The 13,055-nt window shown below is 71.7% G+C and carries 9 protein-coding genes and 2 pseudogenes; 5 read left to right on the forward strand and 6 right to left on the reverse strand.

Features of this window, described 5'->3' with window-relative positions; genetic code table 11:
* Positions 1-69: 69 nt before the first annotated feature.
* On the reverse strand, positions 70-582 hold the full coding sequence (locus tag ACIP5M_RS04800; protein WP_401191926.1) for a hypothetical protein: 513 nt from the start codon (positions 580-582) through the stop codon (positions 70-72).
* 287 nt (positions 583-869) lie between these two features.
* Entirely contained in the window at positions 870-1,193 is a 324-nt protein-coding gene (locus tag ACIP5M_RS04805; protein ID WP_401191928.1) for a hypothetical protein, read from the reverse strand.
* Between the two features lie 182 nt (positions 1,194-1,375).
* On the opposite strand from ACIP5M_RS04805, the pseudogene ACIP5M_RS04810 reads away from it, so the two are divergent.
* From ACIP5M_RS04810 to zapE, 3 genes and pseudogenes are all read left to right on the forward strand, one after another.
* Positions 1,376-1,553, forward strand: a pseudogene (locus tag ACIP5M_RS04810) (GntR family transcriptional regulator); the annotation flags it as partial.
* Between the two features lie 115 nt (positions 1,554-1,668).
* Entirely contained in the window at positions 1,669-4,239 is a 2,571-nt protein-coding gene (locus ACIP5M_RS04815; RefSeq protein WP_401191931.1) for a PEP/pyruvate-binding domain-containing protein, read from the forward strand.
* Positions 4,240-4,280: 41 nt separating this feature from the next.
* Positions 4,281-5,387, forward strand: a complete 1,107-nt coding sequence (gene zapE / locus ACIP5M_RS04820) for a cell division protein ZapE (protein WP_401191933.1) — start codon at positions 4,281-4,283, stop codon at positions 5,385-5,387.
* Between the two features lie 58 nt (positions 5,388-5,445).
* Here zapE and ACIP5M_RS04825 read toward each other — a convergent pair whose 3' ends face one another.
* Positions 5,446-7,728 carry an MMPL family transporter gene (locus ACIP5M_RS04825; RefSeq protein WP_401191936.1) on the reverse strand — a complete coding sequence of 761 codons (2,283 nt, stop codon included), beginning with the start codon at positions 7,726-7,728 and terminating at the stop codon, positions 5,446-5,448.
* A 175-nt stretch (positions 7,729-7,903) separates the two neighbouring features.
* On the opposite strand from ACIP5M_RS04825, the gene ACIP5M_RS04830 reads away from it, so the two are divergent.
* Both ACIP5M_RS04830 and ACIP5M_RS04835 read left to right on the forward strand, forming a co-directional pair.
* Complete coding sequence (locus tag ACIP5M_RS04830) at positions 7,904-9,076, forward strand: sensor histidine kinase (protein ID WP_401191938.1); 1,173 nt, start codon at positions 7,904-7,906, stop codon at positions 9,074-9,076.
* Positions 9,051-9,713 carry a response regulator transcription factor gene (locus tag ACIP5M_RS04835; protein ID WP_267088103.1) on the forward strand — a complete coding sequence of 221 codons (663 nt, stop codon included), beginning with the start codon at positions 9,051-9,053 and terminating at the stop codon, positions 9,711-9,713. Before ACIP5M_RS04830 ends, ACIP5M_RS04835 begins: the two co-directional genes overlap by 26 nt.
* A 110-nt stretch (positions 9,714-9,823) precedes the next feature.
* Here the strand turns inward: ACIP5M_RS04835 and ACIP5M_RS04840 are convergent.
* The 3 genes and pseudogenes from ACIP5M_RS04840 to mmsB form a co-directional block, all read right to left on the reverse strand.
* Positions 9,824-10,114: pseudogene (locus ACIP5M_RS04840) on the reverse strand (SAV_915 family protein); the annotation flags it as partial.
* Positions 10,115-10,340: 226 nt separating this feature from the next.
* Complete coding sequence (locus ACIP5M_RS04845) at positions 10,341-11,534, reverse strand: cytochrome P450 (RefSeq protein WP_401191941.1); 1,194 nt, start codon at positions 11,532-11,534, stop codon at positions 10,341-10,343.
* 283 nt (positions 11,535-11,817) lie between these two features.
* Positions 11,818-13,053, reverse strand: coding sequence for a multiple monosaccharide ABC transporter permease (mmsB, locus tag ACIP5M_RS04850; protein WP_401191944.1), 1,236 nt, complete (start codon positions 13,051-13,053; stop codon positions 11,818-11,820).
* Positions 13,054-13,055 lie beyond the last annotated feature (2 nt).

The following is a 13,055-nucleotide window of genomic DNA, read 5'->3' on the forward strand; positions in this document are numbered from 1 at the left end:
CTCTTGGGTCTTGGGCCGTCCCGGCTGGTGGGACGTGGTGGGGGTGAAGTGGTGCGGACCAGGGCGCGGCTAGCGCACCCAGCCCGTGAAGGTCTGTCCGATGGCCTGGCTCTTCTCCGTCGACCGCGGCCGCGTGCCGCCGTCGAGCGCGGCCGACACCGCCCGGACCAGCCATGCGTTGACCGACAGGCCCTCGCGGCCCGCCGCCTCCTCGGCCCGGGCCTTGAGGTGGGCCGGCAGGCGCAAATTGACGCGGGCGGTGCCGCCCTCGTCCGTGTCGGCCGGCGCGGGGGCCGGGGCGAGCGTCGGCGCGTCCAGCGGTTCGGTCCGGTCCTCGCGCTGCGGCAGCACCACCACGAAGTCGGGGTCGAGGCCACGCAGTCGTACGTCGACCGAGCCGGGGGCGAGTTCACGGGTGACCTCGTCCATGGCGGCGGACAGCACATTGAGCAGGGTCAGGCGGGTGGCCGACTCCAGCGGCGCGGTCAGCCGCTCGGCGAGCTCGCGGGCTTCGGAGCCCCCGGCTTCGGCGGCCACGGCCAGTTCCCTGCGGAGTGTTTCGACGTACGGCGTGAGGTCCATGACGCAATAGTGGCACCATGGTGGTGCCATTTGCAAGCCGGATGGCGCCATGGGTGGCGTTGCCGAGGTCCCGGTGCGGCAGGTCGGCACATCGCTGCAGGTCAGGAGGGTGACGACGGTGCCACGCTTTCAACGGGCGGTGGCGGGTGGTGTCGCTGGGGGCTTTCCTCGGGGCTGGAATGGCGTCGGATTGGCACCAAGCGGTGCCAAGCGGCGTCACCAGGTGTCATGTGGTGCCATGTGGCGGGTCACACTTGGCAACTGCTGTGCCTGCGACGCGAGCCGGTCTACGGGAGGTCTGTGCTCGGTTGGCGACGCCAGTCCCATCCGGGGTGACGGTCCACCAGCCTGAGGAACTCGCTCGCCTGCAAGATCTCGTGGTGGTTGGTGTCGACAAGACCGTCCACTCCAGGCAGGACATCGCGGACGAAGTCCCGGGCCGCGTCCATGGACTGACACGACACATAGACCGCGTACGGTTCGCCGATCCGGGACCTCACCTCTTCGAGCTCCTCCGGCTCGTAGTCCGCCAGGATCCCGCCGGAGAGGTCGATGTAGTACGAGTACCCGTGCTGGTGCAGCCTTTCGTCGCCCGTCACGGGGTTCGGCACGAGGTCAAGGGAACGGAGTCGCCCTTCAAGCGACGGACGTCGCTCCGCGGAGACAAGGATGATCACAGATGGCCAGGACACGCGTCTACCTCCCCGCGCGACCTTAGTCGAGCGGTCTCCTCGGGTCGCCGGATTTTCCGTTCGGCGGGAGGGTTCTTCGTCAAGGAGACAGGCGCCGGCGGGAGTGCGTGGCAGGGGAGCGGCTGCCCCCGGCGGTGATCACTCCCGGGCGCGGGCGTGAACGCAAACACCGTTCTTCGCGGCCTGCGAGCCCTGCGGGACGAGGGAATGCCGGAGTTCCGGCGCGGCCGCGGCGTCACCGTGGCCCAGGGCGCGGGCCGTCGGGCCCAGATGCTCGACAGCCGGGGGCGGCGCTCGCTGCCCGGCTGTCGTTCGCCGGGTGACGCATCTGTTCACGCGGTCGTCCCGGTGCGATCATGATCTTTTCCAGGGCGCCGAGTTGGGGGACCAGGGCATGGACTTCGTGCTGTCGTTGGACGCTGTCGCCGCGACGCTGGAGACGGCGGGGGGCAAGGGAGCGGCTCTGTCCGAGCTCGTGCGAGCCGGGCTGCCGGTGCCGGGCGGGTTCCATGTGACGACCGCCGCGTACCAGGAGTTCGTCACCTCCACCGGTGTGGCCGACCGCATCCGCGCCGAGCTCACCGCCGCGTCCGGACCGGACGGCGATCCGGCCACGGGGGCGGGCGCCCGCATCCGGGCATTCTTCGAGGAGGTCCCGCTGCCCTCCGCCCTCGAACAGGCCATCGCGAAGGCGTACGCGGAACTCGGCGACGGCGCGCGCACGGTCGCCGTACGCTCGTCGGCCACGGCCGAGGACCTGCCCGACCTGTCCTTCGCCGGCCAGCAGGACACGTACCTGAACATCACCGGTGAGAGCGCCCTGCTGGCCGCAGTCCGGCGCTGCTGGGGCTCCCTGTGGACCGACCGCGCCCTCGCGTACCGGGCCAGGGCGGGCATCGCGCACGAGGACGTCTCGCTGGCCGTGGTGGTGCAGGAGCTGGTGGCCGCCGACGCCGCCGGAGTGATGTTCACGGTCGACCCGCTCGGCGGACGTACCGACCGGCTCGTGGTCAATGCGGCCTGGGGACTGGGAGAAGCCGTCGTCAGCGGGCTGGTCACCCCGGACACCCTGGTCGTCGACCGGGCGAGCCTGGCCGTGGTGGAGGAACGCATCGCCGCGAAGGAGGTGATGACCGTACCGACCGCGGACGGCACCGCCGAACGGCCGGTCCCCGCCGGCCTGCGCGAAGCCCCGGTCCTTACCACGGCGGAGGCCGGCGAACTGGCCCGGCTGGGACGTGCGATCGAGGAGCTGTACGGAGAGCCGCGCGACGTCGAGTGGGCGCGCGAGGCGGGTTCCTTCCGCATCCTCCAGGCACGGCCGATCACCACGGTCGCGGAGCCCGGGCCCGAGGTGTGGAACGACAGCACCGGCACCGACTCCCTGTGGACGAGCGCCAACCTCGGCGAGGCCGTCCCGGATGTGATGACGCCCGCGACCTGGTCGTTCGTCAAGGCGTTCATGGGCGACGTCATGGTCGGGGCGACCCTGGAGGGCCGCCCGATGTACGGGAACATCGGCGGCCGCTTCTACATGAACCTCAGTGTCACGGCCACCCTGGCGGCCGCGTTCGGGCAGGGCCGGAAGTTCGCCCGGGCCAACGAGCTGGTGTTCGGGCGCCTTCCGGCGGGCATGGCCGTTCCGCTGCTGCCCGCGTCCAGGGCGAGGGTCTGGCGGGACACCATCGGCGAGGCGTTCGCGGTGATGAGCCGCATCCGCGCGAACGGAAAGCAGCTGCCGGCGTTCCTGGAGGAGGCGCCCGGCCGCTGCGAGGAACTGCGGGCCCGCGTCACCGCCGCGGCGACCGCGGGGGAGCTTTCGGCCCTGTGGGAAGCGGACGTGGCACCTTACTTCCGCCGCTGCTGCCACATGCTCCAGGCCGCCACCCGCCAGGGCGGCGACTCCCTCGTCAAGGTACGCGGCACCCTGGAGTCCCTGGTGGGCGAAGCGGACGCCGACCTGATGACCACCGGCCTCGGCGACGAGGGCCGGCTGGCCAGCATGGGACCGCTGCTCGGCCTGGAACGGCTCGCCCGCGGCGAGACCGACCGCGACACCTACACCCGTACGTACGGCCACCGAGGCCCGCACGAGTTCGAGGTGTCCCTCCCGCGGCCCGCCGAGGACGCACAGTGGATCGACCGGCAGCTCGCCGCACTCGGCACGGTCGAGGAGGACGCGGCACTTCGGCTCGCACGGCAGACCACCGCACGCGCGGCGGCATGGGACCGGCTGGCCGCCGCACACCCCCGGCGAGTGAGGCGGATGCGCGCCGCGGTGGACGCCTGGGCGGCCTCGGCGCGCCTTCGGGAGGCCGCCCGTACCGAGGTCGCCCGCGTCTTCTGGCTGCTGCGCACGTTCGTACTGCGCGCCGGTGAGGTCACCGGGGGAGGAGAGGACCTGTTCTTCCTGTCCCACCAGGAGATCCTCGCCGTGCTTGGCGGCGACCTGGCCCCGCTGGCCGCGGTGCCGGCCCGCCGCGCCGCGTACGAGGGCTACCGCTCGCTGCCCACCTACCCGACCCTGATCCGGGGCGAGTTCGAGCCGGCCGCCTGGGCCGCCGACCCGAACCGGCGGGCCGACCTGTTCGACGCGCAGAACACGACGCCCGCCACGGACACGGTCACGGGTTCGCCCGCGTCCGGCGGCGTGGTGGAGGGCATCGCCCGGGTCATCGCCACCGTCGAGGAGGGCGAGGCCATCCGGCCGGGCGAGATCCTGGTGACCACGGTGACCAACATCGGCTGGACACCGCTGTTCACGCGGATCTCGGCGATCGTGACGGACGTCGGCGCGAACCTCTCGCACGCCTCGATCGTGGCGCGCGAGCTCGGCATTCCGGCGGTGGTCGGATGCGGCAACGCGACGACGCGGATCCGCACGGGGGACAGGATCCGGGTGGACGGCGGCCGCGGAACGGTGGACGTCCTGGAGGCGGTGGCCGCGGCCTCCGAGCCCGCCTGATCGTTCCGCCGACATCCTGACGAACCCGAGCATACGAACGGATGAGCTGCCCGGTGTACCAGCACGACCAGGCCATGCGCCGCCATTTCCACGAGGCCGCGGCGCAGCGCGGATTCTCGGTCGCCCCCGCACAGGAGGCCGCCGTCGAGCGGCTGGCCCGTCTTGCGGCCGAACTCGCCCGGCCGGCCTGGACGTTCCCCAGGCGGCCCCGTGACCTGTACGTCTGGGGTCCGGTGGGCCGCGGCAAGAGCTGGCTGGTGGACACCTTCTACGAAGGGCTGCCCACCGGGCGCAAACGCCGCCTGCACTTCCACGACTTCTTCCGGCGGCTGCACGACGGAGTGACCGGTCCGGCTGCCCGCCGCGACGGGCAGAGCGCCGTCGACAGCGCCCTCGACGACCTGATCGGGAACAGCAGGGTCCTGGTCTTCGACGAGTTCCACGCCCACGACGCGGGTGACGCCATGCTGATCGCACGCCTCTTCCGCACGCTGTTGGACCGCAGGATCACCCTGGTCACCACCTCCAACTATCCGCCTGCCGGGCTGATGCCGGACCCGCTCTACCACCACTTGTTCGAGCCGACCATCCAGCTCATAGAGGAGCGGATGGACGTACTGGACGTCACCGGTCCGGTGGACTTCCGCCGGGTCGCGGCGTCGCAGCCGGCGAGCGGCGGCGGCCGCCGGTTCGCGACGGGCCTGTGCCTGGCCCCCGGGGCCACCGCCCTGGAGGAGCTCGCCCTCACCGTCCCCGCGCCGACGGAGGCCACCGGAGTCCAGGCCCACCTGAGGCAGTTGCCGGCCCGCGCGGTGCGCGGTGAACTCGTCTGGTTCGGCTTCGACGCGCTGTGCGAGACCGCGACGGCGGTGCCCGATTACCTGGCACTCGCCGAACGGTTCACCACCCTCGTCCTGGACGGCGTACCCCCGCTGGCGGAGGCCTCCGCGGACGGACGGCAGCGGTTCGCGAACCTGGTGGACGTCGCCTGCGACCGGGACGTGCGGCTGGTCCTCATCGGCTCCGACCCGCTGACCGCCCTCCCCGCCGGCCAGGCCCTCACGCGCGACCTGGACCGAACGGCGAGCCGCCTGGCGATGCTCCGGCGCCCGGACGGGGCCCGACCCACCGGGCCGGGCGGCCAGTGAGCCAAGGCGGAGACGCGGTGAGCGAGGCGCTCTCCGGCCGGAGGTGTCGAGTCAACGGTCAAGCAAGCCGTGGACGCGGGGCCTCACTCGTGGATTCCGCGTCGGTGTCGTCGGTGTCGTCGGTGTCGTCAGTGCCGACCGGGCCGCGGGGGAGCATGCGGTCCAGCCACTTCGGCAGCCACCAGTTGGTCCGGCCGAGGAGTGTCATGGTCGCCGGTACCAGCACCATGCGTACGACCGTGGCGTCGATGAAGATCGCGGTGGCCAGGCCGAGCCCGAACATTTTGGCGGAGGGGTCCTCGGCGACCGCGAAGGACAGGAAGACCGCCACCATGATGAGGGCGGCCGAGGTGATGATCCGGGCGGTGCCCGAGACGCCCTCGACGATCGCCGTGCCGTCGTCGCCGGTGCGCAGGTACTCCTCGCGTACCCGGGAGAGGAGGAACACCTCGTAGTCCATCGACAGGCCGAACAGGATGGCGAAGAGGAACATCGGGATGAACGACACGATCGGAACCGTTGCTTCCAGCCCGATGAGTGCGCCTCCCCAGCCCCACTGGAAGACCGCGACCATGATGCCGTAGGCCGCGCCGATGCTCAGCAGATTCAGCAGTACCGCCTTGAGCGGTACGAGTATCGAGCGGAAGACCAGCATCAGCAGCAGGAACGACATCGCCAGCACCGCGGCGACGAACACCGGCAGGCGTTGGCTGGTGCGTCGGCCCACATCGGACAGGCTCGCGGCGGCGCCGCCGACGTGGGCCCTGGCCGGGCCGTGCCCGATCGCCGTGGGCAGCACGTCGGTGCGCAGCCGGGCGATGGTGTCGGCCGTGGCCTTGTCCTGAGGGCTGGTGGTCGGGAACACCACGAGGGTCGCGATGCCGGTGGCTTGATCGACGTGCGTCGGCGCGACGGATGCGATGCCCGGATCCGCCGCGACCGCCCCGACGAGTCGGTCCAGCACTCCCGGATCGCCGGTGGGGTCCGTGGCGATGACGAGGGGACCGTTGGTGCCCGGGCCGAACCCCTCGGCGACGAGGTCGTACGCGCGGCGCTCGGTCCGGCTCTGAGGCAGTGAGCCGTCGTCGGGCAGGCCGACGCGCAGGCCGAGCACGGGCAGCGTCGCCGTCAGCAGCAGCCCCGCCGCGCCGACCGCGTACGGCACCGGGTGCCGGCTGACGTGCCCGATCCAGCGACGCCACCCGGCGGCGTGGGCGGCGTCTGCCGCCGGGTCCCGCCGCCGTGCGATGCGGCCCGGCTTCCTGCTCTGCAGAGCCCGGCCGATCCGGCCCGCCCGCCCCAGACGCGGGCCGGCCGCGCCGAGGAAGGCCGGCAGCAGCGTCACCGACGCGAGCACCATGGTCAGGACGACGGTCGAGACGGCAACCCCGCCCACCGTCATGAACGGCACGTTCGCGACCGCCATGCCGAGGATCGACACGACGACGGTGCCGCCGGCGAAGACCACCGGCCGCCCCGCCGTGGCCACCGCTCGTCCGGCCGCCTCGTGCGGATCGAGCCCGCGCGCAAGGTACTCCCGGTGCCTGGCGAGCACGAACAGCGCGTAGTCGATGCCCACTCCGAGCCCGACCATGCTGCCCAGGACCGGTGCGAAGGTGGGGACGTCCGTCACCCCCGCCAGTACCGTCATCGTGGCGACCCCGACGGTCAGTCCGAAGACCGCCATGCCGATCGGCAGCGCGGCGGCGACGAGCGAACCGAACGCCAGGAACAGGATCGCGGCCGCGGCGAGGAGGCCGATCAGCTCGCTCGCGCCGCCGTCGGGGTCGGAGAAGGCGTAGAAGAGGCTCCCGCCCATCTCGATGCGCAGGGGCAGTTCGGCGCGCAGCCGGTCGCCGAGATCGACGAGGGCGTCGAGGTCTTCGGCCGACAGCCGGCTCTGGTCGGGGTACTGCACCCGGACGACCGCGATCCGCCCGTCGGCCGAAACGAGGCCGCCGCGCACTGCGGTGTCCCCGCCCGCGTCGAGCGCCCCCGCCGGGTCGCTCGCGGCGAGCACGTGCGGCAGCCGCTTCACCTCGGCCCGTAGCCGCGTAAGAGCGGTGCGCGCGCCGGCGTCGTCGAAGAACGTCGCACCGTCGGCGCGCGGGGTGACGACCACTTGGGCGGTCATCCCCTCCTGGCCGGTGCCCGCCCGCTCGATCAGTTCCGCGGCCCGCTGGGAGTCCAGTCCCGGAGCGGTCATCGAATCCGCGGTCCGCCCGCCGAAGGCGACGGCGGCGAGGACGGCGAGCGTGGCGGCGATCAGCCATGCCGCGATCACCCGCCAGGGATGGCGGGCGGCGCCCCCGCCCAGGCGCAACAGGGTTTTCGAGAGCATCGGGTCCTCCAACCACCTCGGCGGCCGTCCTTGTACGGCCGCCGATGCCGAGGCTCCTCGCCACGGCGCTCCGCGGCATCGGCTCGCGGGCCGCGGATCCGTCGGCCCCAAGTCGGAGTGAATCCCCGTCCTTTCGGCCGATGCGCGCCGCGCCGCGGTCCCTACGCTGAGAACCGTGCTCCGAGACGACCTGCGAACGCTGTGGACCGAACCCCGGCCGCCCGGTGCGCCCGCCCGGGTGCGGCGGGACTGGGCGCTGATCGCCGCGGGCCTTGCCGGTGTGGCGCTGGAGGCCACCCTGCGCGAGAACGTCGTGTGGCGGCCGGTGGCGGTGGTAATCGCCGTGTGGCTGTGCCTGTTGCCCCTGTGGCGCCGGACCCGCCCGCTGGCGATGGTGACACTGGCGTTCGGCTCGGTGAGCCTGCTTCCGGTGGCCTCGCTCGTCGCCGCACCGCGCGAGCCCGTCGGCCTGTACACCGGCGCGGTCGTGCTCGTGCTGGTGTACGCGCTGCCCCGGTGGGGATCGGGACGCGAGATCGTGCTGGGCGGCGCGGTGATCCTCGCGGTCGGCGCGCTGTGTGTCGTCACGGACGAGACCCCGGTCGTCGAAAAGGTCGTGGGCCTCGTCTTCCTGCTGCTGCCCGGCGTGGTCGGGGCTGCCGTGCGGTTCCGGGTGACCGCTCGCGAGCGGCAGTTGGACCAGGTGCGCTCCCGCGAGCGCGAGCAGCTCGCCCGGGAACTGCACGACACGGTGGCCCACCACGTGTCGGCCATGGTGATCATCGCCCAGGCGGGCCGGGTGCTCGCGCGCACCGACCCGTCCGCCGCCGTCGAGGCGCTGGAGGGGGTCGAGGAGGAAGGGGCGCGCACGCTGGAGGAAATGCGCGCCATGGTCGCCGCGCTGCGCGACCGCGGGGTCGGCGCCGAGCTGGCGCCCCCTGCCGGAGTCGCGGATCTGGAGCGCCTGGTGCGCACCCCGGGTGGTCGCCTCAGGGTCGACCTGGGGCTCGACGGCGAACTGGACGCGCTGCCACCGGCGGTGGACGCGGCCGTCTACCGGATCGTGCAGGAGTCGGTGACCAACGCGCTGCGCCATGCGGTCGACGCGACCGAGCTCGTCGTTCGGGTCGCCGCGGAACGGCACACGGTACGGGTGAGCGTGCGCGACAACGGCCGGCGCACCGGCCGGGGTCGCGACGGATACGGACTTACCGGACTGCGCGAGCGCGCGACCCTGCTCGGCGGCACACTACGAGCCGGCCCGGGTACCGACCGGGGCTGGCACGTCGAAGCCGAACTGCCGGGAGCGAGGAGCGAGAGCGGTGTCCATTCGGGTCCTCGTCGCTGACGACCAGACGATCATCCGCACCGGGTTGCGGATCATCCTGAACGCCCAGCCCGGCATCGAGGTGGTCGGCGAGGCCGCCGACGGGCGGGAAGCGGTACGTCTGGCCCGCGAACTACGCCCCGACGTCTGCCTGTTCGACATCCGCATGCCCGTGCTCGACGGGCTCGAGGCCACCCGGCTGGTCGCCGGCCCGGGCGTCGCCGACCCGCTGGCCGTGGTCGTCATCACCACGTTCGACCTCGACGAGTACGTCTACGGCTCACTGCGGGCGGGCGCCCGCGGATTCCTCCTCAAGGACACGGGGCCGGACCTCCTGGCGCAGGCCGTACGGTCGGCGTCCGACGGTGAGGCGCTCATCGCGCCCAGCGTCACCGTCCGTCTGCTCCAGGCATTCGCGGACCTGCCCGCCGGCCGGCCCGTGGCCCAGCCGGTCTCCCCCGTCACCGCCCGCGAGGAGCAGGTGCTCCTCGCCGTCGCCCGCGGGCTGACCAACACCGAGATCGCCGATGCACTGCACATCAGCCTCAGCACGGTGAAGACGCATCTCGCCAGCCTGATGGCCAAACTCGGCGCCCGCAACCGGGTCGAGATCGCGATGTGGGCCTACGAAACGCGCCGTATCCTCCCCGGAACCTGAGCCGGGTGCCGAGCCATGTCCCCTGAGTCCCCGGCGGAAGCCGAGGAGGCGCGGTGCGCGGCCGGGGCCGCGGCGGGGCCGGCCCCGGGCGAGCCGGCCGTGGCGGCCTCGGTGACCGCGGGGGCCGTGAGGGTCGGGTCGACGGTCAGCACCCCGGCCCCGAGCGGCTCGGCCATGGCCCGCAGCGCGGCCTCGGAGAGCCGGATCCACGGCTGGTCCGCGCCCAGCGTGCCGGCCAGCCGGTCCGGGCCGGTGAATGCGACCGCGGTACGCGCGCCCAGCGGGGTGCGGAACATGCGTACCACCATCTCGGGTGTTCCCGGCCGGACCGGGACGCAGAGGAGTTCGGCCGGGACCCGTTCTTCGGGCTCGGGATCGTCGTCGTACTGGAACAAGCACATGGGACCCTCCTGGGGGAGCCGTGAACGAAAGGCGGTGCCCCGGGTGCGAGCAGGCGGTCCGGGGCGGCACGTGAAAGCTATCCCCGCACCAGCGCCCTTGCGGCCTGCCCCTGACGGGATCCTGACGACGACCGGCGCAGTTCATACGGACTGCTGACGGCCGGCGGCACGTGGTGTCATCCGGCGCCCATGCAGAGCTCACGGTCGACGCCCAGGTGCGGCGCGCTCACGTCCTGTCCCAGGTGACCGGGAGGCTCTTCACCCCGAAGATGTCCGCGGTCTCCGGGCGCAGGGCGACCTCTGCGGCAGGCACGGCCAGGCGCAGTGTGGGGAAGCGGTCGACCAGCGCGCGGAAGGCGACCCGCATTTCGACGCGGGCCAGCTGCTGCCCCAGACACTGGTGGATGCCGTGGCTGAAGGCCAGGTGCCCGGCGGCCTGTCGCCGGATGTCGAGCGTGTGCGGGTCGGTGAAGCGGTCGGGGTCGCGGTTGGCGGTGTTGTAGGAGAGGACGACCGTGGTGCCGGCCTTGATGGTCTGTCCGCCCAGCTCGACGTCTTCCAGCGCCGTGCGGTGGAACGTCTTGGCGACGCTCAGATACCGCAGCAGTTCCTCCACGGCCCCGTCGACGAGTGTGGAATCGGCGCGCAGCGCGGCCAGTTGGTCCGGGTTCTGCAGCAGCGCGAAGGTGCCGAGGGACAGCATGTTCGCGGTGGTGTCGAACCCTGCCGCCAGGAGGATGAGGCTGATTCCCTTCAGCTCCTCGTCGGTCAGGTCGCTCTCGGTGAGTTCGCTGAGGACGTCGTCGGTGGGGTGGGCGCGCTTCGCGGCCACCAGCCGGGCGAGGTACTCCTGGGTCGCGGTATAGGCCGCGATCAGCTCCTCGTCGCTCACCTCACCGCCCATGAACGCGTCGATCTGCTCCTGGAAGGACGCCCGGTCCTCGTAGGGCACGCCCAGGATCTCGCAGATCACGATGGTGGGGATGGGCTTGGCGAACGCGGTCACCAGGTCCGTCGGCGGGCCCGCCTTCTCCATGGCGTCCAGGCAGTCGGCGGTGATCTGCTCGATCCGCTCGGTGAGCATCCGCATCCGCCGCACGGTGAACTTGCCCACCAGGGGCTTCCGGTAGCGGCTGTGCTCCGGGTCGTCCATGAGAAGGAACTCACCCGGCGGCGCGGGCGGAAGCTCGAAGTCGACGACGTTCATGAGGTCCTTGCGCGAGCTGAACCGCGGGTCCGCCAGGACCGATCGCACCATGTCGTATCCGGTGATCATCCAGCCGGGCTTCCCGCCGGGGTGCGTGTAGCGGCTGATGGGGCCGTGCCGGCGGGCGTCGAGCAGCTCCGCCGGCGGGTCGAAGGGGCAGCCGCTCCGACGCTCCGTCGGCAGCGTCGTGACGGTGTGGACGGACTCGCTCATGGCCATTCCCCATCTCGCGATATGACGTGTTTGCTGATGCTTGAACGCTACGTTGCGTTCATTGAGCGGTCAATCGCGAGCTTCCATAACTGCAGGTGAGAGCCTATTAATTGATGCAATGGTCTGCGGCAAAATGCAACGGTACGTTGCAATGATGGGAAGTGAAGGCAATGCTGACGAGATGTCAGGGATGACGCTCGACCCCACAGGAGTGATCCGGGCACTGTGGGTCCGGGGCGAAAAAGGTCGTCCGGGCGGTCGCGCCGAGCGGGGACGGGCGAGGTCAGCCTCCGGCCTTGCGCTTGTTGTAGACGTCGAAGCCGACGGCCGTCAGCAGGACCAGGCCCTTGATCACCTGTTGGTAGTCGGTGCCCACGCCGACCAGCGACATGCCGTTGTTCAGCACGCCCAGCACCAGACCGCCGGTGAGCGCACCGAGGACGGTCCCCACCCCGCCGCTCGCGGAGGCGCCGCCGATGAACGCGGCGGCGATCGCCTCCAGTTCGAAGTTGATGCCGGCCTGCGGCGTACCGGCGTTGAGCCGCGCGGCGAAGACCAGTCCGGCCAGGGCCGCGAGGACGCCCATGTTCACGAAGGCGAGGAAGACGACCCGCTTGCTCTTCACCCCGGACAGCCTCGCCGCCGCCTCGTTGCCGCCGATGGCGTAGGTGTGCCGGCCGAGGATCGAGTTGCGCATCACGTATCCGAAGCCGACCAGCAGGACGCCGAGGATCAGCAGGACGATCGGCACCCCGTGGTAGCTGGCCAGCAGCAGCGTGAAGGTCACCACGGCCGCGGTGATCGCGCCGAGCTTCACCAGGAACAGCCCGGCCGGAAGCGGTTCCAGCCCGTACGAGGCGGCCCGCCGCCGTCCGCGCACCTCCTGCAGGATCGCTACCGCCAGAACCGACAGGCCCAGCAGCAGGGTGAGGTTGTGGTAGTCGGTGTGCGGGCCGACCGCGGGGAGGAAGCCGCTGCTGATGTCCTGGAAGCCCTTGGGGAACGGCGCCACCGACTGGCCCTGCAGCAGGATCTGGGTCCCACCGCGGAAGAGCAGCATGCCGGCCAGAGTGACGATGAACGAGGGGATCCCGAGGTAGGCGATCCAGAACCCCTGCCAGGCTCCGGCGAGAGCCCCGATCAGCAGCGCGGCCGCCAGCGCCACCGGCCACGGCATCGTGTGCTCGACCATCATCACCGCCGCGGCCGCCCCGACGAAGGCGGCGAGCGACCCGACCGACAGGTCGATGTGCCCGGCGATGATGACGATCATCATGCCGATGGCCAGGATGAGGATGTAGCCGTTCTGCTGGATCAGGTTGGTGATGTTGAGCGGCTGGAGCAGGATGCCGTCCGTCCAGAACTGGAACAGCAGCACGATCAGCGCCAGCGCGACCAGCATCCCGTACTGGCGCAGGTTGCCGCGCAGCGCCCGGGCCAGTACGGCACCGGCCGACGGTCGTGGGCCGGTTTCCTGGGTGCTGGGCGAGGTCTTCGGGGTGGTCTCGATCTGGGCCATGC

The organism is Streptomyces sp. NPDC088762, from assembly GCF_044750905.1.
Taxonomy (GTDB): domain Bacteria; phylum Actinomycetota; class Actinomycetes; order Streptomycetales; family Streptomycetaceae; genus Streptomyces.

What these genes read in the sequence shown, in the direction of transcription:
- ACIP5M_RS04800 (WP_401191926.1), bottom strand. Translation starts at nt 582, where the DNA reads ATGGACCTCACGCCGTACGTCGAAACACTCCGCAGGGAACTGGCCGTG.
- ACIP5M_RS04815 (WP_401191931.1), top strand. Translation starts at nt 1,669, where the DNA reads ATGGACTTCGTGCTGTCGTTGGACGCTGTCGCCGCGACGCTGGAGACG.
- zapE (WP_401191933.1), top strand. Translation starts at nt 4,281, where the DNA reads ATGAGCTGCCCGGTGTACCAGCACGACCAGGCCATGCGCCGCCATTTC.
- ACIP5M_RS04825 (WP_401191936.1), bottom strand. Translation starts at nt 7,728, where the DNA reads ATGCTCTCGAAAACCCTGTTGCGCCTGGGCGGGGGCGCCGCCCGCCAT.
- ACIP5M_RS04845 (WP_401191941.1), bottom strand. Translation starts at nt 11,534, where the DNA reads ATGAGCGAGTCCGTCCACACCGTCACGACGCTGCCGACGGAGCGTCGG.
- mmsB (WP_401191944.1), bottom strand. Translation starts at nt 13,053, where the DNA reads ATGGCCCAGATCGAGACCACCCCGAAGACCTCGCCCAGCACCCAGGAA.